The organism is Sphingomonas sp. S2-65, from assembly GCF_021513175.1.
In the GTDB taxonomy this organism is placed as follows: domain Bacteria; phylum Pseudomonadota; class Alphaproteobacteria; order Sphingomonadales; family Sphingomonadaceae; genus Sphingomonas.
Genome location: NZ_CP090953.1, coordinates 3,106,348 through 3,128,211, shown reverse-complemented (window position 1 = coordinate 3,128,211; position 21,864 = coordinate 3,106,348). Strand labels below are relative to the sequence as shown.

The following is a 21,864-nucleotide window of genomic DNA, read 5'->3' as shown; positions in this document are numbered from 1 at the left end:
GCCGCAGGCGCCGCGAAGGCCAGCCGCGGGGACGAGATTTCGGCCAAGCATCGGGAACGGCACGGGATTCGCTTCGTTCTCCTGCCACAATCAACACAGATCAATCGGAGATAAGCGCATGGCCCTTTTCGGCTGGGATGCGGACGGACCTGCGCGCCTGGATCACAGCATGCAGGAAGTGCTGGACGAAACCCGGAAGCTGGGACTGACCCCGCCCTGGACATTGTCGCCTGCGGAAGCCCGCAAGCAGCCGACGCCTGCCGATGGCGCCAGGCAGGTCATGCGCAACCGCGGCATCGATCCCGACGCCGATCTGGGTGTGGCGACCAAGGACTTCACGATCTCCGGCCCAGGCGGCGAGATCCAGGCGCGCCTTTATGGCCGCCAGAATGAAACCGGCACCAAGCCGGTGGTGGTCTATTTTCACGGCGGCGGCTGGGTGATTGCCGATCTGGACGTCTATGATTCGACGCCGCGTGCGCTCGCGCTGGCTACCGACTGCATCTTCGTGTCGTGCCATTACCGTCAGGCGCCCGAACACAAGTTCCCCGCCGCGCATGAGGATGCCTGGGCCGCGTACCAATGGGTGGTCGAAAACGCCGCCAGCTTCGACGGCGATCCAAGCCGCGTCGCCGTGATGGGCGAAAGCGCCGGCGGCAACCTGGCGGCCAATGTCTCGATCCGGGCGCGTGACGAGGGCTTCCAGCTGCCCGTTACCCAGGTGCTGGTCTATCCGATCGCGGACAACGACACGAACAGCACCAGCTACATTGAAAATGCCGAAGCCATGCCGCTCAACAAGCCGTTCATGGAATGGTTCGTCAGCCATGTGTTCGACAATCAAGGCGAGACTGCGGATCCGCGGATCAAGCTGGTGTCTGCCAACCTCGCCGGCCTGCCGCCGACGACGATCATCGCCGCTGAGATCGACCCGCTGCGTACCGAGGGCAAGATCCTGGCAGCGCGCCTGGAAGCGGCCGGCGTGGATACCAGCTACACCTGCTATGAAGGCGTGACGCACGAATTCTTCGGGATGGGTCTGGTGGTGAAGGATGCGGCCGCTGCTCAGACCAAGGTGGCGACGCACTTCAAGAAGGCGCTTCGCGTCGGCATTCTCGGCAAGATCGCCAACGCACTCTCCTGATCGCGCCGCCATCTGCCCGCGCCGGCCAAGGCGCAGGCGGATGGTTACGGAACCGAGACGATGGTCTGGCGTATCGCCTAGGACCCTTCGTCTGGAGTTCGCATTTGGCCAGCGCCCACCCCCTCACTCGCCGTTTTTTCCAGCGCCGGCGGCTGTGGATCATCGGGATCGCGTCGGCCATCTTGCTGGCGGGTATCGCACTGATCCTCGTGATCGGCAGCCACAAGGTCCAGCAGCCACCACGCGTGACGGATCCGATCGCGCCGCCACGCCAGTTTTCGGCCATCGCGGTGCCCCTGGACGTCAACACGGCGGTGGTGTCCCAGGCCCTCGAACGCGAAATCCCACGCACGCTCTGGTCGATCGATCGCGCGGTGCCGGATTGCGTACCGCCGGCGCGGGTCAAGCTGCTCGGTGCGAAGATAAAGGTCACGCCGGAGATAGGCTGCACGATCGTCGGCACGGTCACCCGCGCGCCGATCCGGCTGCGCGGCCGCGGCGAGGAGATCATCGCCGACGTACCGATTCACGCGCAGATCAGCGCACGCGACGTGGGCGGCGTGCTGAAGGGCGAGACCGCGACAGGATCGGCGATGGCGCATGCCCGCATCCGGCTGAGGCTGATGGAGGATTGGAGCGTTCGGGCCACCGTGCGGCTGGCCTATGACTGGACCGACGCGCCGGGGATCGACTTTCTCGGCCGGCGGATCACATTCACCGATCAGGCCGATGCCCGGCTTCAGCCGATCGTGCGCGAGCTGGAGCGAACGCTGCCGCGCGAAATTGCCAAGCTCAACATCCGCGCACGGGTGGCGGACGCTTGGGGACAAAGCTTCACGTCGCTTCAGCTCAACAAGAACAATCCCCCGGTGTGGATGCGGATCACGCCGCAACGGCTGAGCTATGGCGGCTACAGCATGGCGGGGAGCACGCTGCGGCTCCGGCTCGGCATGCAAGCGATGACCGAGACCTTTGTCGGCCCGCGCCCGCAGGATTCTCCGGCAACGCCTTTGCCGCCGCTGACGCGCGAATCCGGCGGCGAACGTTTGCGCTTCTTCATCCCGGTCACCGCCGATTACGCGCAGCTCGAACCGGTGATCCTGAGGGCGCTGGTCAAGCGCGCGCGGCGTCCGTTCCACGTACCGGGCATCGGCGCGGTTGCGGCGCGCTTCGAGAAGGTGACCGGCTACGCCACCAAAGGCGGACGGATCGCGCTGGGCATCGCCCTGGCGGCAAGGCGCCAAGGAGAGGAACAGGGCACGCGGGGCGTGGTGTGGGTCACCGCGCGGCCGGTGAACGCCGAGAACTCGCAGCGGGTCGGATTCTCGGAGCTGGCGGTGGACGGCGACACCGACGGCGTCGGCGGCGACCTGCTGGTGCGGCTGATCAACACGCCCGGAGTGTCACGCGTGGTGGCAGATTCGCTGACACAGAACTTCACCAAGGATTTCCAGGAACTGCTGGCCAAGGTGGAGCGTGCGATCGTGGAGAAGCGCGCAGGCGACTTCGTGATCCGCGCCGACATCGGCCAGGTTCGGACCGGCGTCCTCAAGGTAGGCGGGCAGGGATTGTACCTGCCGGTCTGGGCCGATGGATCGGCCCGCGTGACCTATGTGCCGGGCGCCCCGCGCACCCCCGGCCAAAGAAAGTGACGATCTAGACGAGGCTGACCCGCGCGCCCGCATGCCGGTCGAGCCGGCCGGCAAGCTCCAGCTCCAGCAGCACCGTCTGCACCGCGGCCGGAACCAGACCCGACTGGCGGATGAGTTCGTCGACTGCCACCGGGACCGGTCCCAGCAACGCTTCCACGGCACGGCGTTCCGCGTCGGTGGCATCTGCAGCAGGCGGACCGGCGAAGTCGGCGCCGGGCGCGCGAACCGCCCTCGCGTCGATCGGCCGCACCGCTTCGAGGATGTCGTCCACGCTCTGGACCAGCGTGGCGCCCTCGCGGATCAGCAAATTGCAGCCCTGCGCGCGCGGATCGAGCGGCGATCCCGGCACCGCCATGACGTCGCGCCCTGCTTCCGCAGCCAGGCGGGCGGTGATCAGCGAGCCCGAGCGGGGCGCGGCTTCCACCACCACCGTTCCTTGCGCCAAGCCCGCGATGATCCGGTTGCGCGACGGGAAGAAGCGCGCGAGCGGTTCGGTACCGGGCGGCTGCTCGGCAAGCAGCAGACCCTCGCGGGCGACCTGTTCCTGAAGCTCGGCGTTCTCCGGCGGGAAGGCGATGTCGATGCCGCTGGCGATCACCCCCACCGTGCCGCCGCCGATCGCCCCGCGATGGGCTGCGGTGTCGATCCCGCGCGCCAGCCCCGAGACCACGGTGACCCCCGCCTCGCCAAGCCGGAACGCCAGTTCGCGCGCGAAGCGGCACGCGGCGGCGGAAGCATTGCGGGCACCCACCATCGCCACGCAGGGCCGCAACGCCAGAGCGTGGTCGCCGCGGACGATCAGCGCGGGCGGCGCGCTTTCGATCGCGGCGAGCAGCGGCGGATACTCCGCATCCTCAAGGAAGAGATAGCGGGCGCCGAGCCGCTCGACTGCGGCGATCTCGCGCGTGATCCGTGCCGGATCGGCGAGGACGGGTGCCCTGCCTCCAGCGCGGGCGGCGAGCATCGGCACCGCCTCGAGCGCGGCTTCGGCGGTGCCGAACCTGGCGAGCAGCTGGCGGTAGGTAACAGGGCCGATATTCGCGGAGCGCAGCAGCCTGAGGCGCGGCGCCCGCGAGTCAGCCACGCTTCTTGCCGATGCGCGGTTCAGTGCCGCTCAGCAGCCGATCGACATTGTCGCGATGCTTCCACAGCACGATCAGCGCGAGGCCGAGCAGCAGCAGCACCAGGTCGATCCGCCCCCAATAGGCGGCGCTGACCGGCGCGCTGATCGCCGCCGTCATCCCGGCCAGCGAAGAGATGCGCAGCGCCGCCAGCAGCCCGAGCCACACCGCCGCGTAGACCAGCCCCGACGGCCAGTGCAGCGCGACGACGATGCCCATCAAAGTCGCGACACCCTTCCCCCCGCGGAACTTGAGCCAGACCGGGTAGCAATGGCCAAGAAACGCGCCCATCCCGGCGAGCGGGCCGGTGCCGGGAAACAGTGCCTCGGCGATCAGCACTGCCGCTGCGCCCTTGCCGAGATCGAGCAGCAGCGTCGCCGCCGCCAGTCCCTTGCGTCCGGTGCGCAGCACGTTGGTCGCGCCGATATTGCCCGATCCGATGGCGCGCAGGTCGCCCGCGCCGAACCAGCGCGTCAGCAACACCCCGAACGGGATCGAACCGAGCAGATACCCCAGCACGATCGCAATCGCCGGCGCTGCCCATGGAACTTGCGTGAACACCGTCATCCCCCTTTGCAGCGGAACATAGTCGATACGGCCGGCTGCGCAATGACGTGGCGCAATCGGGCGCAGACGGAGTTCGCCCCGCTCCCGCACGGTTGACGCCGGTGGGCACGGTGGTCATTTCCCAGCGATGCAAGACACGCGCCCGATCCTGTTCTTCGACTCCGGCATGGGCGGGCTGTCGGTCCTGGCACCGACCGCCAGGCTGCTGCCTCACGCGTCCATGGTCTATGTCGCCGACTCCGCCGGTTTCCCCTACGGGACGCGCAGCGAGGCGGAGATCGCGGCGCGGGTCCCGGCGTTGCTCGGGCGACTGGCCGAGCGCTATGATCCCCGGCTGATCGTGATCGCGTGCAACACCGCCTCGACCATCGCGCTTGAGCATGTCCGTGCGGCGCTCGACGTGCCGATCGTCGGGACCGTGCCCGCGATCAAGCCCGCCGCCGAACGCAGCCGCACGCGCGTAATCGGCGTGCTTGGAACCGAAGCGACGGTGCGCCAGCCCTATGTCGACGATCTCGCCCGCCGCTTCGCCGCCGATTGCACGGTGCTGCGCTATGGCTCCGCGGCGTTGGTGACGATCGCCGAAGCGATGCTGGGGGGCGAGGCTCCCGACCCGGCGCAGCTACGCGCCGAACTCGATGGCCTGTTCGAACAGCCGGGCGGCGATCGGCTCGACATGATCGTCAACGCCTGCACCCATTTCCCGTTGCTGGAGGATGCGCTTGCCGACGCCGCGCCGCGTTCCGTAGGCTTCGTGGATGGCGGGCCGGGCATCGCCCGCCGCGTCCAATATCTTACGCAGGGGCAGAACTGGCCGGACCAGCCCGCTCCGGGCCGTGCCGTGTTCACGCAACGCAGCGATCGCACCGACGCCTTGGCGCCAGCACTGATCCGCTTTGGACTGACCGAGGTCGAGTCGCTTTAGGCGGCCGTCGGCAGGGTCACCAAGTTGCGCAGCATCGCTGCATAGCGCTCTGCCATTTCCAGATGGAGGCGGCGCGCGATCGTGCCGTTAGCGCATTCACCGCGAAGACGTTCCTCGCGCTCACGGCGCGTGTAATAGTCGAAGTCACGACTGTTCATGGCGGCGCTCCATTCAAGCGGGGGCACGACAACTTTCCGCCGCAAGCTTCCTCGACTCGGAGGTGGCTCGCGATGGGACTTTCATACCATTTTTCCCGACTTGAGTCCCAACCAACATCAACTTGGGCGGACCATGCCAACGATTGGCGGATGCGGGTCTCGCCGGGCGGCGCGATCACGGCAGCGCGCATAATCGCTGTTCCATAGTGCTGGAAAATCCCCGACTTTGGGCGTACTGCCCCCTGCCATGCACAGCACTGACAGCGCCGCGCCCGCCGTGGATTATTCGCGGGTCTTCAATCAGGCGATCGACCGACTGCATGCCGAAGGGCGCTACCGGGTGTTCATCGACATCCTGCGCAACAAGGGCATGTTCCCGAACGCGCGCTGCTTTGCCGGCCATAACGGGCCCAAGCCGATCACCGTGTGGTGCTCGAACGACTATCTCGCCATGGGCCAGCATCCCAAGGTCATCGCCGCGATGGAGGAAGCGCTCCATGATGTCGGCGCGGGCTCTGGCGGCACCCGCAACATCGGCGGCAACACCCATTACCATATCGAGCTCGAGCACGAGCTCGCCGACCTGCACGGCAAGGAAGGCGCGCTGCTGTTCACCAGCGGCTATGTCTCAAACGAGGCGACGCTGTCGACGCTCGCCAAGATCATGCCGGGCTGCATCATCTATTCGGACGAGCTCAACCACGCGTCGATGATTGCCGGCATCCGCAACTCGGGCTGCGAGAAGCGCGTATTCCGCCACAACGACCTCGCCCATCTCGAAGAGCTGCTCGCCGCCGACGATCCCGGCATTCCCAAGCTGATCGCGTTCGAAAGCGTCTATTCGATGGACGCCGACATCGCGCCGATCGCCGAGATCTGCGACCTGGCGGACAAGTACAACGCGCTCACCTATCTCGATGAGGTCCACGCGGTCGGCATGTACGGCGCACGCGGCGGCGGCATCTCCGAACGCGAAGGCCTGGCGCACCGGCTGACGATCATAGAGGGGACGCTGGGCAAGGCATTCGGCGTGATGGGCGGCTACATCACCGCCGATCAGGTGATCATCGACGTGATCCGCTCTTATGCCCCGGGCTTCATCTTCACCACGTCGCTGTCGCCCGTGCTGGTCGCCGGCGCGCTGGCGAGCGTGAAGCACCTCAAGAGCTCAAGCGCCGAGCGCGACGGCCAGCAAGCCGCCGCGGCGCGGCTGAAGGCGATGATGGCGGATGCAGGACTTCCCGTCCTGCCATCCACGACGCATATCGTGCCGCTGATGGTCGGCGATCCGGTCAAGGCCAAGAAGATCAGCGACGTGCTGCTCGCCGAATACGGCGTGTACGTCCAGCCGATCAACTACCCGACCGTACCGCGCGGCACCGAGCGTCTGCGCTTCACTCCCGGCCCGGCGCATGACGATGCGATGATGCACGAGCTGGTCGACGCGCTGGTCGAGATCTGGGGCCGGCTGGAACTGCGCCTGGCGGCATGATCGATCGCGATCCCGATGCTAACGCCTGGCTGTTCCTGACAAGCTCTGGGCGCGACACCCCGCTGGTGGTCCGGGTCCGCGCGCGCCGGCCGAGCGAAGACGAGCGGGAGGAGAGTCCCAATCTCGTGGTGATCCGCTGGGCCTATGAAGGCGAGGCCGGAGCGTTTCCGGACGAAGACTTGCTGACGGACATGGCGTCTTTGGAAGAACAGCTGTTCACGGCAATGGAGCATGATGGCTGGGGTACGGGCGTCGCCGTGATCACTGCCAGCGGCGCACGCGAATGGCGCATCTACACGCAGGATTTCGAGCGTTTCCAGGACGGGCTCAACGAAGCGCTGGCCGGGGCGCCGCAATACCCGCTGGAGTTCACGACCTTCGAGGATCCGGACTGGAGCGGATATTTCGAATTGCTGCCGGACCCGGCCTGAAGCTCGGCGCCGCCTTCACGGTTTCCGCAACACCCCACTCCAGGCATAGCCGCGCAGCAGCGGCGTGACGTCGGCCCGGAGCCCGTCCGCCGCGGCTATCCGGTCCAGCACCGCCGGCAGCTCGCCGCGCGGATAGACGTGGAAGTCGTTCAACGACTTGAAGTGCAGCCGCCGGGCCAGTGCCGGCAGGCGCTCATACTGGCCGAAGTCGACGACGTGCAGGCTGCCGCCTGGCGCCAGCACACCGGCGCCCTGCTCGAGCGCCGCGATCCAGGGCGGGATCATCGACAAGGTGTAGCTCATGAAGACGCGGTCGACTTGCGCCAGCCCGAACAGCGCGGCGGTGTCGAACTTCCCCGCATCGCCATGCGCCAGCGTAATCCGACCGGCGAGTCCATGCCGTGCAACTGAAGCGCGCGCGGTCTCCAACATCGCCTCGCTAATGTCGAAGCCGAAGAAGCGCGCCTCGGGCCAGCGCTTCGCCGCGACGATCAGGTTGCGGGCCGTGCCGCAGCCGACTTCCAGCACCGTGCCGCCCGGCGGCGGGGCAAGCTGGCGGATCAGCCGGTCGCGTCCGAACAAATAGAACTTGCGGGTGAAGTCGTAGATGTGGCGGTGGAAGCCATAGGTGGCGTCCATCAGCCGCTTCTGGTCGCTCACCGCCTCCATGCCGCTCATGCGTGCGGCTTCAGCGTCCAGAGATGAGTCGCGCCATATACCGCCGAACGATCCCGCCGCGTCCAATCGTCGCGCAGCGCCTGGGGCGCATAGTCCCACTGGCCAAGCAGGGTGTCGGGGATGTGTCCCTGTACCACGTCGGGCGCGGCCGCGGTGCGATAGAGCACGCGCGCGCCCGGCTTGGCGGTGCGGGTGATCGCCGTCCACAGCCGAGTCAGCTGCGCATCGGTCATCCAGTCCTGCGCATCGAGCAGGACATAGCGGTCAAGCGACTGGGCCGGCATCGATTCGAGATACTCGGACATGTTCTGGTGCCGCACCTCGACCCGCGCTGCCCGGTCGCGCACCGCGTCAAAATGCTTCGCCTGCAGATAGGGCGGCAGCGGCGCCTCCGGCCCCTGGCCATAGCCGCGCCCGAACGCCTGCCACGCGTAATAATTGTCCTTCACGTCGAAGTCGCAGGCTAGCTTGCGCAACCGGCTCTTGAGCGCGCCGGTGATCCCGGCCTGGTCGTCTGCCTTGAGCAGGTCGTACTGCGCCGGCGGGATGCCGAAGCCGAACAGGGCGGCGGGCTGGTCCACCAGCCAGCGCAGGAACTTCTTGTCGAAGATCGGTGCCAGCTTCGCCTCGAAGATCGCCTGCTGCTCCTCGATGCTGCGTGCCTGCAATATCTCCTGGGGATCGACGCCGTAGCGGCGCGCAAGCCAGTGCACGAAGCCGATCAGCTTGCCGAGCACGCCCTGCTTGTAGAAGCCGGTCGTGAACCCCTCGATCCGGCGCACGCCAGTGGCGGAGCGATGCTCCCAATAGGTGCGGGTGGCATCGTCGAGATGCGGGCGAATATGCGTCCAATACGCCTGCGTGTTTTCGGCTTTGTCCGCCTGCCCGAAGAAGCGGTGGAACGCCTGCTGATCAGGCAGGTGCAGCGCTGCCGCCCGCTTCAGTTTGTTCAGTGCGACATGCGCGGGATTGAGGTCCACCGCAGTGATCGCCTTGGGATTGGCGGTGAGGTAGGAGAAGACGTTGCACCCGCCCGAGGCGATGGCCACGACATGGCTGTCCGGCGTGATCACCAGCGCCTCCATGTCGATGTCGGGGTCTTCCCAGATCTGCGCATAGACCAGGCCGCGAAACGCGAAGGTGAAGGCCCGCTCGAGCAACCCCTCCCTGCTCAGATGCTCGTGCCGGTGCACTGCGCCGCGAACGGCGCCGTTCTTGGGTGACTTGGCCGCAATACCCATTTGATCCCTCGCAAGGGGCGCTTCCAAGCACCGGAGCGCCTGGAAGCCGTCCCTAACGGCGGGGTATGACGGTGCAGCGTCGTCCCGTTTACAAATCGGCGTCGCCGCGCCGGATCGCTCAGCGGGTCTCGTTCTCCACCGCGTGGCCAACACGGTCGGCACGCTCACCGACATCGTCCGCGGCATTGCCGATCTCATCGCCGGCGTCGTCGGCAACATTGCCGATCGCGGCGCCGGCGTCCGCGGCGGCATTCTGGGCCACGTCGCTGGCGTCCGACGCGACGTTCTCGATCGCGTCACCGGCCTTATCGAGCGAGTTCTGCAGATTGTCGTCGGACGACTGCGAGCATGCCCCAAGGATCAGCAACGCGGGGGCGAGGGCGAAAATCTGTCTGCGCATGTATCTCTCCAACTAGCCATGGCGGCCACTCCGGCGTAGGAGCGCGCGCATGTCGCGCCGCATCGCCATCGCCTCGGACCATGCCGCCTTTGCCATGAAGGCAGAACTCGCGGAATGGTTGCGTAACGAAGCATGGACGGTGGCCGATCTCGGCCCCGACGGCACCGACAGCGTCGATTATCCCGATTATGGCTATGCCCTGGCGCGCACGATCGAAGCCGGCGAGGCCGATTTCGGCGTGGCGCTGTGCGGATCGGGGATCGGCATTTCGATCGCGGTCAACCGCAACCCCGCCGCGCGCTGCGCGCTGGTGTCGGAGCCGCTGTCCGCATCGCTCGCTCGCCAGCACAACGACGCCAACGTCATCGCCCTCGGCGCCCGGCTGACCGGGATCGAGATGGCCAAGGCGTGCATCGCCGCTTTCCTGTCCACCGACTTTCTCGGCGACCGCCACCAGCGCCGCGTCGAGAAGCTGAGCAACCCGCAAGGAGCCTGACCATGAGCACCAACCCGCAAACGGCAGGGCTCCAGCCCGAAGGTTTCTTCACCAAGTCGCTCGCCGATGTCGACCCGGCCGTGTTCGCCGGCGTCTGCCACGAGCTCGAGCGCGAGCAGTATCAGATCGAGCTGATCGCGTCGGAGAACATCGTCTCCAAGGCAGTGCTCGAAGCGCAGGGCAGCGTCTTCACCAACAAATACGCCGAGGGCTATCCCGGCAAGCGCTATTACCAGGGCTGCCACCCCTCGGACGAAGTCGAGCAGTTGGCGATCGACCGCGCCAAGCAGCTGTTCGGCTGCGAATTCGCCAACGTCCAGCCGCATTCGGGGGCGCAGGCCAATGGCGCGGTGATGCTCGCGCTGACCAAGCCCGGCGACACGATCCTGGGCCTCAGCCTCGATGCCGGCGGCCACCTGACCCACGGCGCCCGCGCGGCGATGAGCGGCAAGTGGTTCAATGCCGTGCAATATGGCGTGAACCCCGAAACGCATCTGATCGACTTCGACGAGGTTCTGGCCAAGGCCAAGGAGCACCAGCCCAAGCTGATCATCGCCGGCGGCTCGGCCTATCCGCGCCACATCGACTTCGCCAGGTTCCGCGCGATCGCCGATGAAGTCGGCGCGATCTTCATGGTCGACATGGCGCATTTCGCCGGCCTGGTCGCGGGCGGAGTCCACCCCACGCCCTTTGGTCATGCCCATGTCGTGACCACCACCACCCACAAGACCCTGCGCGGCCCGCGCGGCGGCATGATCCTGACCGACGATGAGGCGATCGCGAAGAAGATCAACAGCGCCGTCTTCCCCGGCCTCCAGGGTGGCCCGCTGATGCACGTGATCGCCGCCAAGGCCGTCGCGTTCGGCGAGGCCCTGCAGCCCGATTTCAAATCCTATGCCGCCGCCGTGGTCGAAAACGCCAAGGTGCTCGCCGCGACGCTGAAGGAGCGCGGCGCGAACCTGGTTTCAGGCGGCACCGACACGCATCTCGCGCTGGTCGATCTCACTCCGCTCGGCGTCACCGGCCGCGATGCCGACGAGGCGCTGGAGCGTGCAGGCATCACCTGCAACAAGAACGGCATCCCCAACGATCCGCTGCCGCCGGTCAAGACCAGCGGCATCCGCGTCGGCTCGCCCGCCGGCACCACCCGCGGCTTCGGCACCGGCGAGTTCCGCGAGATCGGCAATCTGGTCGCCGATGTGCTCGACGGCCTGCGTACCAAGGGCGAGGCCGGCGACGCCGCAGTGGAAGCCGACGTCAAGGCCCGCGTCCGCACCCTGTGCAAGCGCTTCCCGATCTATCCGGGAATGTAATGCGCTGCCCGTTCTGCGCCAATGAAGACAGCCAGGTAAAGGACAGCCGCCCCACCGAAGACGGGGCGGCGATCCGGCGGCGGCGGCAGTGCGAGGCGTGCGCCGCGCGCTTCACTACGTTCGAGCGCATCCAGCTGCGCGACTTGACCGTGCTTAAGAGCGGCGAGCGGCGCGAGCCGTTCGAGCGCGACAAATTGCTGCGCTCGGTGTCCACCGCCTGCCGCAAGCGGCCGATCACCGCCGTGCAGATCGAGAAACTGGTGTCGGGCATCCAGCGCCAGCTCGAGACGCTGGGCGACGCCGATATCCCCTCGCAGCGGATCGGCGCGATGGTCATGGACGGGCTCAAGGGCCTCGATTCCGTCGCTTATATCCGCTTCGCCAGCGTCTATAAGGATTTCCGCGAGGCCAAGGATTTCGAGGAGTTCGCCGGCAACGTGACCGAGGCGGGCAAGGCATGAACCCGGTCATCGTCCTGGTCCGCCCGCAGCTGGGCGAGAATATCGGCAAGGCCGCGCGCGCCATGCTGAACTTCGGCCTGACCGAGATGCGGCTGGTAAGCCCGCGCGACGGATGGCCCAATCCCAGCGCCGGCCCTGCCGCCAGCGGCGCGGACATCGTGCTGGAAAATGCGCGGGTCTTTGAAACCGTCGCGGACGCGGTGGCCGATTGCTCGCATGTCTACGCCACCACCGTCCGCAAGCGCGGCGTCACCAAGCCGGTGGTCACCCCCGAAGTCGCCGCGCGCGACATTCGTGGCGCCCAGGGCCGCGCGGCGATCCTGTTCGGGCCCGAGCGTTCGGGGCTCGAGACCGATGACGTCGCCCTCGCCCGCACGATCATCACCGTGCCGATCAACCCCGAATTCGGCTCGCTCAACCTCGCCCAGGCGGTGATCCTGGTCGCCTATGAATGGTCCAAGGGCGCCGCGCTGGAAAGTCCGCCGCTGGTCGACCTCGATCCGCCGGGCTCGCAGGAAGATCTCGAAGGCATGCTTGCCCAGCTCGAAACGATGCTGGCCGATACCGGCTATTACTTCCCGCCGGACCGCGTCCCCGCGAACCGCCGGACGCTGCGCACCTTGCTTACCAAGCCGGGCTGGTCGTCGCAGGAACTGCGCACCTTCCGCGGCGTGCTTTCCGCGCTGGAAGGCAAGAAGCCGCGCCGTAGCTGAAGCGCGCGGCGGCGCTCAGCGGCGCCGGTCGAACGCCTCGAGCTCATAGGCGATCGAGGCTTCCACCAGCCGCTCCCACATTTCGGCGATGGCGGCCTCGGGCAATCCGGCCTTGGCCGCTTCCGCCACTGCGTTCGCGATCACCTGTGCCTTGCGGTCCTCGTCGCGGACCAGATCGCGCTCGGGCTTGATCCGCGATGCCGCGTCCATATAGCCGAAGCGGCGGTGGAGCAGCGCGACGAGCGCGCGGTCGACCGCGTCGACCCCGGCGCGGACTTCGGTCATCGTCTGGCAGGCTTCGGGATCGCGGATGTCGTGCATCGCCGCTCCATGGCGCGGGCCATTGGCGGTGTCCAGCTTGACTCGGAACCCCGCCGCCGCTAACCGCCACCCCTTCGCATTGGCCCCGCACCCCGGTGAAGCGGTGGCCCTGCCCTCCTCGTGAGACCAGCAGGCGATACCGGGAACAACGTCGTTAGCATTTGCCAAGGAAATATCATGTCGAAGCGCCACAGCGCCAAGCACAAGCTCGACCGCCGTCTCGGCGAGAACATCTGGGGCCGGCCCAAGAGCCCGGTCAACAAGCGCGAATACGGCCCGGGCCAGCACGGCCAGCGCCGCAAGGGCAAGATGTCGGATTTCGGCATCCAGCTGCGCGCCAAGCAGAAGCTCAAGGGCTATTACGGCGACATCACCGAGAAGCAGTTCAAGAAGACCTATGAAGAGGCGTCGCGCCTGAAGGGCGATACCGGTCAGAACCTGATCGGCCTGCTCGAGCAGCGCCTCGACATGATCGTCTACCGCGCCAAGTTCGCGCCGACGATCTGGTCGGCTCGCCAGCTCGTCAACCACGGCCACGTCCAGGTCGACGGCGAGAAGTGCAACATCGGTTCGCGCCGCATCAAGCCCGGCCAGACCGTCTCGCTCTCGTCCAAGGCGCAGGAAATGGCGCTGGTGATGGAAGCCCAGGCCCTGTCCGAGCGCGACGTTCCCGAATATGTGGCACCCGACGGCGCCGCAAAGATCACCTTCAACCGCGTACCGACCCTCGACGAGGTTCCCTATCCGGTGAAGATGGAGCCGAACCTGGTCGTCGAGTTCTACTCGCGCTAAGTCCCGGGCTTCAGCCGAAACAGCAAAGGGCGGTCCCGCGGGGCCGCCCTTTTTGTATCCAGGCCTTCAGCGCCGGGGTGCCAGGGCTGGCGAATAATCGGCCAGCGTCATGAAGATGCTGTCCACCCTGGTCACCAGCTTGCCGCCCGCTTCGGAGGTGGCGACCACCTCGCGCCACTCTGGATCCGCGCCGAACGCCGTCCAACTGGCGTCGCGCGCTGCGCGGCTGGGATAGGCCAGGACATAGACGATCCTTCCCTCGGAATTTTCCTTGCTCGATTGCTCGTTCCAATAGGCCACGTTGCGCATGCCATGCCTGGCGAAGAGCCCCAGCGTATGCTCCCGGAACCGAGCGTTGAGTGCCGCGAGCTTGCCCGGCGCGGGATAGTAGATGCGCAGTTCGTAGATCGCGGTCTGCGGATCGAGCGCAGCCTGCTGGCCCACCGCGGGCACGGCGACTGTAGTCAGGGCAAGGCAGGCATACAGGGCAGAGCGCATCGGATTCTCCCGAGAAGTTGGCGCGGCATCATCGGCGAGCCGATAGGTGGCTCAGTCCCTGTTTCGACATGTTTAAGCAGAGGATCGCAAGGCAGCTGACGCCCAGTCCTGCTAAAGCGCCTCGACCAGATCCTTGGCTTCCTTCAACCCGAGGCGCGTTGAGTCACGGACAAGTTTTATCGCTTCGATCTTACCTCCGGCTTCGAGCAGCGCGCGGACCTCTGACTCGATCTTAGGGGGTAATGTCGCGGGGGGTGTAAGTGACGATGGTTGGCGGACCGACACCGGTCGTGGACCGAATGCTCTCGGCGGCCCACCGAGCAGCGGATCGCGCTTGCGTGACCCGCGGATGATTTGCGCTGCCATGGCGAAAAAGATGAGGCCCAGGACAATCACGATTGGAACGGGGACGAACATCGCTGCTCCTGCGTTCGATTGGATGCGGAACGCTACTGGTAAGGTGCCGCTTAGCGCCGGCCAGCATTACTTCATCTGAGCCGCCCGAGTGGTTCGGGGAAGCGCGTTGTGGGTAGCCCATGATGAAGCTTGCAGCATGGCCGCTCAGGTCGCCGAAGAATGCATGCGAGGCAACCCCACGTCGATTTGAAATGGTGAGGAGTTCCGCGTCAAGGTGACCAAGGGCACCGGATTGCTTCTCTTCACCATCATCATCCCGGGGGTAAACGCCGCTGCCGTGTCGAACCTCTGACTGCGCAGCTTCCCTGCTTTCACACTCCGCCGCTCTTCTGGCCGCCCTGGCCGACCGCGCCGGGTTCCTCAGGATCGACCTTGTTGCCGTCATCCTGGCCCTTGCCGAAGTACCCTCGAGTACTTTGGCCCCCTTCGAAGCCCTCGCTCTCGCCACGGGCTTCCTTGCCGGTATGAGGGTTCTCATAGGCCGCGCCATCAGATTGGCTCTTGCCGTCCAAGCCGTGCGTATCAACGTCGCTAACGCCATCGCCTCGCAGTTTGGGACTGTTCTGCCCACTTGCCGGCATCGGCACTTTTCCGTCGCTCATATTGCGTTCCTTTGCATGCTCCAGGTCAACGTTGGCCGGCGATGATCGTTCATCCGTCGAACAATAGCTCGGAGCGGCACTCGGTGACGAAGAAGTTGCCGGAGGGCGTTCTGCTCACCCCCAAGGATATCCGACAGTGCGCCCCAGAAGCCGCCATCGTGCGTTCCACCCAGTTCAGCCACCACGCAAATTGCTGGCAAAATAGGATTTGCGCTGCTGTCATTGGCCCATGTCCGATCCGCTCGCTCCTGCCACGCCCCGCGCAAAGCCGCGTCAGACCGCAACTTCGTCAACTTCACGAGCGCCGGTAACCCGCAAAATCGGCGGGAATCCGGCGATTCCTCAACCAACCAAAAGGTTGGTTGTTGGCGCGCCTCACCCGATCGATCGCGATTCGCAAGCCAGGCGAATAGGCCTTCCTACCCGCCCTTCCCGCTGCCAGACTGGCACGTCTCACCGCTTGTCAGGAGTCCGCATGCGTCTCGCCATTTCCGCCCTTTCTCTTCTTCTCGCCGGCACCGCCGCTTCGGCGCAGACCGCACCGGCCATTTCGCTCGACACGCTCAAGACCGTGACCAAGACGCTCTCGTCCGACGAATATGAAGGCCGCGCTCCCGCCACTGCGGGCGAAGAGAAGACAGTGCGCTATCTGGTCGAGCGCTTCCAGAAGGCGGGGCTGAAGCCCGGCAACAAGGGCAGCTGGCTGCAGGACGTGCCGCTGGTCGAGATCACCGGCAGCAACGTCCAGCCGCTGACCTTCACCGGGGGCAAGACGCCGGTCAGTCTCGCCTATCGCAAGGACATGGTGATTGCGACCTATCAGGTGACGCCGCGCACCGAAGTGAAGAACAGCGACGTCGTGTTCGTCGGATACGGCATCAATGCGCCCGAGCGCGGCTGGAACGACTATGCCGGGGTCGACGTGAAGGGGAAGACGGTTGTCATCCTGATCAACGATCCCGATTGGCAGACCCAGGGGCTGGAGGGTCCGTTCGGCGGCCGCGCGATGACTTATTATGGCCGCTGGACCTACAAGTTCGAGGAAGCCGCGCGGCAGGGCGCGGCCGCGGCGATCATCGTCCACGACACCGAACCGGCGGCCTATGGCTGGGGCGTGGTCCAGTCGAGCTGGACCGGGCCGCAGCTGGAGCAGGATACGCCGGGCAACCACCTGGACCAGTCCAAGGCGATCGGCTGGATCCAGCAGGACGCGGCCAAGGCGCTGTTCGCCAGCGCAGGCAAGGATTATCCCGCACTGATCGAAGCGGCGAAGCACAAGGGCTTCAAGGCCGTGCCGCTGGGCGTGAAGGCGTCGCTCGGCTTCGACAATGCGATCCGGCGCCAGGCGTCGAAGAACGTCGTCGGCATCCTGCCGGGCACCGAACGGCCCGACGAAGTCGTGCTCTATTCGGCGCATTGGGACCATCTGGGCCGCTGCGACGCGGTGAACGGCGACGACATCTGCAACGGCGCGCTCGACAATGCGTCGGGCACCGCCGGGCTGGTGGCGCTGGCGGAGGCGCAGGTGAAGGCCGGCGCGCCCAAGCGATCGATGGTGTTCCTGGCGGTGACCGGCGAGGAATCGGGGCTGCTCGGCTCCAAATTCTATGCCGAGAACCCGGTCTATCCGCTGAACAAGACCGTCGGCGGCGTCAACATGGACGGCGTCAACAATCTGGGCCGGGCGAAGGACTTCGTGCTGATCGGCGTCGGCAAGTCCGAGCTGGAGGATCTGGTGAAGCCGATCGTCGCGGCGCAGGGCCGCGTGATCGTTCCCGAGCCGACGCCCGAAAAGGGCTCTTACTATCGGTCCGACCATTTCAGCATGGCCAAGCTGGGCGTGCCGATGCTGTACGGCGAAAGCGGCGAGGATCTGCGCGTCGGCGGCAAGGAAGCCGGCCACAAGGCGTCCGAGAACTATATCGAACTGCGCTACCACAAGCCGCAGGACGAATATTCGGACAGCTGGAACTGGGACGGCGCGCTGGAGGATCTGGGAATCTTCTACACGCTGGGCCGCCAGCTGGCCGAGGGCTCGACCTGGCCGAACTGGTATCCGACCGCCGAATTCCGCACGGTGCGCGACAAGAGCCGGGCGGGCATGAAGTAGACGCATAAAAATCCTCCCCGGTACGGGGAGGGGGACCGCGGCGAAGCCGTGGTGGTGGGGGGCTTCCTCGGGCGAGATCGCTTGCGGCGCTCCCCCTCCACCAGCTTCGCTGGTCCCCCTCCCCGTTCCGGGGAGGAATTTGGCAGCCTCCCAATCCTCCCCCGGAGGGGGAGGTGGCGCGCGCAGCGTGACGGAGGGGTATTCTCCGCGGGCCATACTGCTGGCGGCACCTACCCCTCCACCACTCGCTTACGCGAGCGGTCCCCCTCCCCCTCCGGGGGAGGATTTTTGAAAGGGAGGATTTCACACCACCCCTCCCCCTCCACCACCAAACCCACTACATGGCGCGCCATGACACTTCCGCCTCCCGCCGAATGGGCTCCGCACGACGCCGTCTGGATCGGCTTTCCCAGCCATCCCGAGCTGTGGCTCGAAGATCTCGAACCCGCCCAGGCCGAAGTCGCGGGCTTCGCCATTGCCGTGCATGCCGACGGGCGCGGCGAGCGGGTGATCCTGGTGGCTGCGAACGACGAAGCCGCCGAAGCCGCACGCCGGCTGGCGCCCCAGGCCGAGGTGATCGTCGAGCCGTTCGGCGACATCTGGCTGCGCGACACCGCTGCGATCCTCGACGGCGCCGGCGTCGCGCATGATTTCGACTTCAATTATTGGGGCGGCAAATACGACCTGCCCGGAGACCGCGACGTTGGCGCACGGCTGGCGGCGCGGGCGCAGCTCAAGGCGCGACGGCACGATTGGGTGCTCGAAGGCGGCGCGATCGACGGCGACGGCACCGGGCGGCTGGTGACGACCGAGCAATGCCTGCTCAACCCCAATCGCAATCCCGAGCTCAGCCGCGAAGCGATCGAGGCACGGCTCGAGGCCGATCTCGGCTACACCTCGGTGCTGTGGCTCGGCGACGGGCTCGCCAACGATCATACCGACGGCCATGTCGACAATCTCGCACGCTTCGTCGGCGAGAACCGGCTGCTGGTGCCCCAGGGCACCCACGACGATCCGAACACCGTTATCTATGACGATGCGGCGGCGCGCGCCGCGGCGGTGGGCGTCGAAGTGGTGCGCTTCCCCTCCCCCGGCCGCGTGGTCGACGAGGAGGGCGAGATCATCCCCGCCAGCTATATGAACTTCTATATCGGCAATGCCGTGGTGGTGGCGCCGGTCTATGGCCAACCCAACGACCAGGCCGCGCTCGACGCGCTGGCCGCGCTGTTCCCCGGCCGTGAAATCGTCGGCGTGCGCGCCGACCATATCTTGACCGGCGGCGGCAGCGTGCATTGCATCAGCCAGCAACTGCCCCGGCTCTGAAGGACCTGACATGACGCAGATCACCGTTGGCGCGCTGCAGCTCGCTTTTTCGAACGATATCGACGCCAATATCAAGGCAGTCAGCGAGATGGTGCGCGAAGCCGCCGGCCGCGGCGCGCAGGTCGTGCTGCCTCCCGAACTGTTCGAGGGCGAATATTTCTGCCGGGTCGAGGATGAGGGCCTGTTCTCCAACGCCAAGCCGGTCGACGAGCACCAGGCAGTGCTGGCGATGCAGGCGCTCGCCGCCGAGCTGCGCATCCACATCCCCACCAGCTTCTTCGAAGCCGATGGCCCGCACCATTATAACAGCCTCGCGATGATTGGCCCCGACGGCAAGGTCGCCGGCGTGTACCGCAAGAGCCACATCCCCGATGGCCCGGGCTATGAGGAGAAATTCTATTTCCGCCCAGGCAATACCGGGTTCAAGGTGTGGAACGGCCCCGGCGCCAAGCTGGGCGTGGGCGTGTGCTGGGACCAATGGTACCCCGAGACGGCGCGCGCTATGATGCTGATGGGCGCCGAAGTCCTGTTCTACCCCACCGCGATCGGCTCCGAGCCGCACGACACCAGCCTCGACACCGCACGGTTGTGGCGCCGGGCGATGGTCGGGCACGCAGTGTCCAACGTCGTGCCCGTGGTCGCCGCCAATCGCGTCGGCACCGAGCATGATCAGACCTTTTACGGCACCAGCTTCATCACCGACGAGCGCGGCGACATCCTGGCCGAGCTCGACCGCGAGGAGACCGGCGTGATCACCGCCACGCTGAATCTCGATCGCGTGAAACGCCACCGCGCCGCCTTCGGCTTCTTCCGCGATCGGCGTCCCGAGCTGTACGGCCGGCTGGTCGAGGATATCTGACTCCGACCCGCTATGTGATCGCGCTAGGATCGAACCGGCGCGGGAGGCACGGCAGCCCGGAGCGCGAGATCGCCGCCGCCCTGGCTGCGGTGGGCGGCCTGCGCAGCGCGTCGCGCATAGTGCGCACCCTGCCGCTCGGGCCTTCCAAGCGCCGCTATGCCAATGCGGTCGCGCTGATCGACAGCAACGAGGATCCGCCGGCCCTGCTGCGCCGGCTTAAGCGGATCGAGCGGGACTTCGGCAGGCGACGGGGGCAGATCTGGAGCAGCCGCGTCATCGACCTGGACATCCTGCTCTGGTCACGCGGCGCCTGGTCCAGCCCTGGGCTCACGGTGCCGCATACCGCGTTCCGCCAGCGCCGTTTCGTGCTGGACCCGCTGGTGCGGATCGCGCCCGATTGGCGCGATCCGCTCACCGGTCTGACGGTACGCCAGCTGGCAGCCCGGTTGACCCGCCCGATTCCGGAGATTAGGTGCGCGCATGTGGGTCCGTAGCTCAGTTGGTAGAGCAAGCGACTTTTAATCGAGAGGTCATGGGTTCGAATCCCATCGGACCCACCACTCAAGCGCGAACCTGTAGGGACATGCGCCCATAGAAGAAGCCGACGCGCTTCGCTTACAGGAGCGTCCCCTCGGCGACCATTTCGCGAGTGCGCTTGAGCGTGGACAGCAGCGCACTTGTGTATCCCTTGTCCGCGCTGTCGAATTGCGCCTGCTCCGCCTGCTCTTCGGGGCCGCCCGGCTTTTTCCCGCGCAGGCCAATGTAGCAGTAGAACTTGAGTTGCAGTTCGCCGGCATCGTCCTCGAACAGTTCGTTGATGATCGCACCCTCGCGCGGCCCGGTTGCCTGGAAGAAAGTAACCTTCCTATGCGGGTCGAGCACGATGATCTCCCGCAGGTCGGCGCCGCCAATCGTGGCTTCACGCACGAAATGGGTGTCGCTCTCCTCTACCACCTCGCATCGGGTGCAAAGGCCGGGCGGAAGGAACAGGCGCGCATCGCGTGCCTTCAGCGCAAGGCCCTTCCAGACCTGATCCCGCGTGAGCTTGGTCTCTCCGTCGGGATTTACCGGAACGGTGGCGGTCGAGTAGATCATGGCGTTTCTCCTGAAATGTTTGTTGTCGCTGGTGGCGCTCAGCCCGCAATCTGCGCGGCGTAGTCGCGGTAGGAGCGAAGCGGGCGGCCCAGCAGGCTAGTCAGCCTGTCGATGTCGCCGCTGTCCGGCACCATGCCATCGCTCAGGAAGCGTTCGGCCATCAAGCGCATGTCGAGCGCCATCCAGCTCGGCATGAACTGGCGCAGGTTCTGCTCGAAGCCCGCGGTATCGTCGCCCGGATAGGTGATCTGCCGGCCAAGGGTGTCCGACCAGATCGCTGCCGCGTCGGCGCCGGTCAGGGTGTCCGGACCGACGACGTTGATGCGCTCCAGCGGAAGCGGCGTGGCGGACTGCTCGCGGCGGATCAGTTCGATGGCGGCGATCTCGCCGAGGTCGCGCGGGTCGATCATGGCGATGCCCTTGCTGCCGATCGGCATCGGATAGATCCCGTAGCTCTTGATCATCTCCTTGATCGTGACGTCGTTGTCCATGAAGTAGGCCGGGCGCAGGATCGTGGCGTTGAGGCCCATCTGCTCGATCATGCGCTCGACGCCGAACTTGCCGGCGAAGTGCGGGACGTTCACGTAGACGTCGCTGTGGATCACCGAGAGATAGACGATCCGCTCGATCCCGGCCTCGCGGGCGACCGCCAGCGTCACCAGCGCTTGCGTATATTCCTCGGCGACGACGCCGTTGAGCAGGAACAGCGTCGAAACGCCTGAGAAGGCGCTCCGTAGGGAGTCCACGTCGAGCAGATCGCCCTGGACGATCTCGACGCCCGCCGGAAAGCTGGCCTTTTCGGGACTGCGGACCAGCGCGCGTACATCGGCGCCGCGATTGACAAGCTGTTCTACGACGTTGCGCCCGACATTGCCGGTAGCGCCTGTTACGAGGATGGTCATGGTGTCACTCCTGGTTGAAGCATCTGCTGCCACTGAAATGAGCGATCCACCTTCATCCAAATAGCCGCCATATCTGGACGCACCGTCTCACCGGTGGAACGATCCCCGTCAGGCTGGCTCTCGCAGGATCTCGAGGGTAGCGCCGGCAGCGCT

Annotated in this window: 26 protein-coding genes and 1 tRNA gene; 15 read left to right on the top strand and 12 right to left on the bottom strand. The window is 66.2% G+C overall.

The features are described 5' to 3' along the window. Positions 1–118: 118 nt before the first annotated feature. Positions 119–1,144 (top strand): alpha/beta hydrolase, encoded by a 1,026-nt coding sequence (locus tag LZ586_RS14705; protein ID WP_235077025.1) that lies wholly within the window; start codon positions 119–121, stop codon positions 1,142–1,144. A gap of 104 nt (positions 1,145–1,248) precedes the next feature. Beyond that, positions 1,249–2,796: a DUF4403 family protein gene (locus LZ586_RS14700; RefSeq protein WP_235077024.1), complete on the top strand. Its 1,548-nt coding sequence runs from the start codon at positions 1,249–1,251 to the stop codon at positions 2,794–2,796. A 4-nt stretch (positions 2,797–2,800) separates the two neighbouring features. Here the strand turns inward: LZ586_RS14700 and dprA are convergent, their stop codons facing one another. Then, positions 2,801–3,880: a DNA-processing protein DprA gene (gene dprA, locus LZ586_RS14695; protein ID WP_235077023.1), complete on the bottom strand. Its 1,080-nt coding sequence runs from the start codon at positions 3,878–3,880 to the stop codon at positions 2,801–2,803. Further along, on the bottom strand, positions 3,873–4,484 hold the full coding sequence (gene plsY, locus LZ586_RS14690) for a glycerol-3-phosphate 1-O-acyltransferase PlsY (RefSeq protein ID WP_235077022.1): 612 nt from the start codon (positions 4,482–4,484) through the stop codon (positions 3,873–3,875). Before plsY ends, dprA begins: the two co-directional genes overlap by 8 nt. A 127-nt stretch (positions 4,485–4,611) precedes the next feature. Between plsY and murI the strand changes: the two genes are divergently transcribed. Beyond that, positions 4,612–5,409 (top strand): glutamate racemase, encoded by a 798-nt coding sequence (gene murI, locus LZ586_RS14685; protein ID WP_235077021.1) that lies wholly within the window; start codon positions 4,612–4,614, stop codon positions 5,407–5,409. On the opposite strand, the gene LZ586_RS14680 is transcribed toward murI, so the two are convergent. Then, positions 5,406–5,567: a hypothetical protein gene (locus LZ586_RS14680; protein ID WP_235077020.1), complete on the bottom strand. Its 162-nt coding sequence runs from the start codon at positions 5,565–5,567 to the stop codon at positions 5,406–5,408. The two genes, murI and LZ586_RS14680, sit on opposite strands and share 4 nt — an antisense overlap. Positions 5,568–5,814: 247 nt before the next feature. Here LZ586_RS14680 and hemA point away from each other — a divergent pair, with 247 nt between their 5' ends. Further along, the gene (hemA, locus tag LZ586_RS14675; RefSeq protein WP_319937994.1) at positions 5,815–7,059 is read left to right on the top strand and encodes a 5-aminolevulinate synthase; all 1,245 of its coding nucleotides are present in this window, start codon (positions 5,815–5,817) and stop codon (positions 7,057–7,059) included. Continuing rightward, positions 7,056–7,490, top strand: a complete 435-nt coding sequence (locus LZ586_RS14670; RefSeq protein ID WP_235077019.1) for a DUF695 domain-containing protein — start codon at positions 7,056–7,058, stop codon at positions 7,488–7,490. The genes hemA and LZ586_RS14670 overlap by 4 nt, the downstream gene beginning before the upstream one ends. Before the next feature lie 15 nt (positions 7,491–7,505). Here the strand turns inward: LZ586_RS14670 and LZ586_RS14665 are convergent, their stop codons facing one another. From LZ586_RS14665 to LZ586_RS14655, 3 genes are all read right to left on the bottom strand, one after another. Next, the gene (locus tag LZ586_RS14665) at positions 7,506–8,168 is read right to left on the bottom strand and encodes a class I SAM-dependent methyltransferase (RefSeq protein WP_235077018.1); all 663 of its coding nucleotides are present in this window, start codon (positions 8,166–8,168) and stop codon (positions 7,506–7,508) included. Further along, a complete protein-coding gene (locus tag LZ586_RS14660; RefSeq protein ID WP_235077017.1) occupies positions 8,165–9,409 on the bottom strand; it encodes a DUF3419 family protein in 1,245 nt (414 codons plus the stop codon). Before LZ586_RS14660 ends, LZ586_RS14665 begins: the two co-directional genes overlap by 4 nt. Before the next feature lie 118 nt (positions 9,410–9,527). Then, on the bottom strand, positions 9,528–9,809 hold the full coding sequence (locus LZ586_RS14655; protein WP_235077016.1) for a hypothetical protein: 282 nt from the start codon (positions 9,807–9,809) through the stop codon (positions 9,528–9,530). Between the two features lie 49 nt (positions 9,810–9,858). On the opposite strand from LZ586_RS14655, the gene rpiB reads away from it, so the two are divergent. Genes rpiB through LZ586_RS14635 form a run of 4 tightly spaced genes read left to right on the top strand, consistent with a single transcriptional unit; the run spans position 9,859 to position 12,792 of the window. Continuing rightward, positions 9,859–10,305 (top strand): ribose 5-phosphate isomerase B, encoded by a 447-nt coding sequence (rpiB, locus tag LZ586_RS14650; protein ID WP_235077015.1) that lies wholly within the window; start codon positions 9,859–9,861, stop codon positions 10,303–10,305. A gap of 2 nt (positions 10,306–10,307) precedes the next feature. Further along, positions 10,308–11,618 carry a serine hydroxymethyltransferase gene (gene glyA, locus LZ586_RS14645; protein ID WP_235077014.1) on the top strand — a complete coding sequence of 437 codons (1,311 nt, stop codon included), beginning with the start codon at positions 10,308–10,310 and terminating at the stop codon, positions 11,616–11,618. Beyond that, positions 11,618–12,079: a transcriptional regulator NrdR gene (nrdR, locus tag LZ586_RS14640; protein ID WP_235077013.1), complete on the top strand. Its 462-nt coding sequence runs from the start codon at positions 11,618–11,620 to the stop codon at positions 12,077–12,079. The genes glyA and nrdR overlap by 1 nt, the downstream gene beginning before the upstream one ends. Continuing rightward, positions 12,076–12,792, top strand: coding sequence for an RNA methyltransferase (locus tag LZ586_RS14635; RefSeq protein WP_235077012.1), 717 nt, complete (start codon positions 12,076–12,078; stop codon positions 12,790–12,792). The genes nrdR and LZ586_RS14635 overlap by 4 nt, the downstream gene beginning before the upstream one ends. Before the next feature lie 15 nt (positions 12,793–12,807). On the opposite strand, the gene LZ586_RS14630 is transcribed toward LZ586_RS14635, so the two are convergent. Next, positions 12,808–13,113 (bottom strand): chorismate mutase, encoded by a 306-nt coding sequence (locus tag LZ586_RS14630; protein ID WP_235077011.1) that lies wholly within the window; start codon positions 13,111–13,113, stop codon positions 12,808–12,810. A gap of 177 nt (positions 13,114–13,290) precedes the next feature. Between LZ586_RS14630 and rpsD the strand changes: the two genes are divergently transcribed. Next, the gene (rpsD, locus tag LZ586_RS14625) at positions 13,291–13,905 is read left to right on the top strand and encodes a 30S ribosomal protein S4 (RefSeq protein WP_235077010.1); all 615 of its coding nucleotides are present in this window, start codon (positions 13,291–13,293) and stop codon (positions 13,903–13,905) included. A gap of 66 nt (positions 13,906–13,971) precedes the next feature. Here the strand turns inward: rpsD and LZ586_RS14620 are convergent, their stop codons facing one another. From LZ586_RS14620 to LZ586_RS14610, 3 genes are all read right to left on the bottom strand, one after another. Beyond that, positions 13,972–14,403, bottom strand: coding sequence for an NIPSNAP family protein (locus LZ586_RS14620; protein WP_235077009.1), 432 nt, complete (start codon positions 14,401–14,403; stop codon positions 13,972–13,974). Positions 14,404–14,514: 111 nt separating this feature from the next. Beyond that, a complete protein-coding gene (locus LZ586_RS18315) occupies positions 14,515–14,820 on the bottom strand; it encodes a ribosomal protein L7/L12 (protein WP_413777296.1) in 306 nt (101 codons plus the stop codon). 311 nt (positions 14,821–15,131) lie between these two features. Next, complete coding sequence (locus LZ586_RS14610) at positions 15,132–15,422, bottom strand: hypothetical protein (RefSeq protein ID WP_235077008.1); 291 nt, start codon at positions 15,420–15,422, stop codon at positions 15,132–15,134. Between the two features lie 475 nt (positions 15,423–15,897). Here LZ586_RS14610 and LZ586_RS14605 point away from each other — a divergent pair, with 475 nt between their 5' ends. The 5 genes from LZ586_RS14605 to LZ586_RS14585 all read left to right on the top strand — a co-directional run bounded on the left by LZ586_RS14605 (position 15,898) and on the right by LZ586_RS14585 (position 20,274). Beyond that, positions 15,898–17,532 (top strand): M28 family metallopeptidase, encoded by a 1,635-nt coding sequence (locus LZ586_RS14605; protein ID WP_235077007.1) that lies wholly within the window; start codon positions 15,898–15,900, stop codon positions 17,530–17,532. A 351-nt stretch (positions 17,533–17,883) separates the two neighbouring features. Beyond that, positions 17,884–18,855, top strand: coding sequence for an agmatine deiminase family protein (locus LZ586_RS14600; RefSeq protein WP_235077006.1), 972 nt, complete (start codon positions 17,884–17,886; stop codon positions 18,853–18,855). Between the two features lie 10 nt (positions 18,856–18,865). Beyond that, a complete protein-coding gene (gene aguB, locus LZ586_RS14595) occupies positions 18,866–19,714 on the top strand; it encodes an N-carbamoylputrescine amidase (protein ID WP_235077005.1) in 849 nt (282 codons plus the stop codon). Continuing rightward, on the top strand, positions 19,711–20,208 hold the full coding sequence (folK, locus tag LZ586_RS14590) for a 2-amino-4-hydroxy-6-hydroxymethyldihydropteridine diphosphokinase (protein WP_235079825.1): 498 nt from the start codon (positions 19,711–19,713) through the stop codon (positions 20,206–20,208). The genes aguB and folK overlap by 4 nt, the downstream gene beginning before the upstream one ends. Continuing rightward, positions 20,199–20,274, top strand: a tRNA-Lys gene (locus LZ586_RS14585). Before folK ends, LZ586_RS14585 begins: the two co-directional genes overlap by 10 nt. Positions 20,275–20,329: 55 nt before the next feature. Here the strand turns inward: LZ586_RS14585 and LZ586_RS14580 are convergent. Together LZ586_RS14580 and LZ586_RS14575 are read right to left on the bottom strand one after the other, a co-directional pair. Beyond that, positions 20,330–20,809, bottom strand: coding sequence for an SRPBCC family protein (locus LZ586_RS14580; protein ID WP_235077004.1), 480 nt, complete (start codon positions 20,807–20,809; stop codon positions 20,330–20,332). 38 nt (positions 20,810–20,847) lie between these two features. Continuing rightward, complete coding sequence (locus LZ586_RS14575; protein WP_235077003.1) at positions 20,848–21,711, bottom strand: SDR family oxidoreductase; 864 nt, start codon at positions 21,709–21,711, stop codon at positions 20,848–20,850. Between the last annotated feature and the right edge of the window lie 153 nt (positions 21,712–21,864).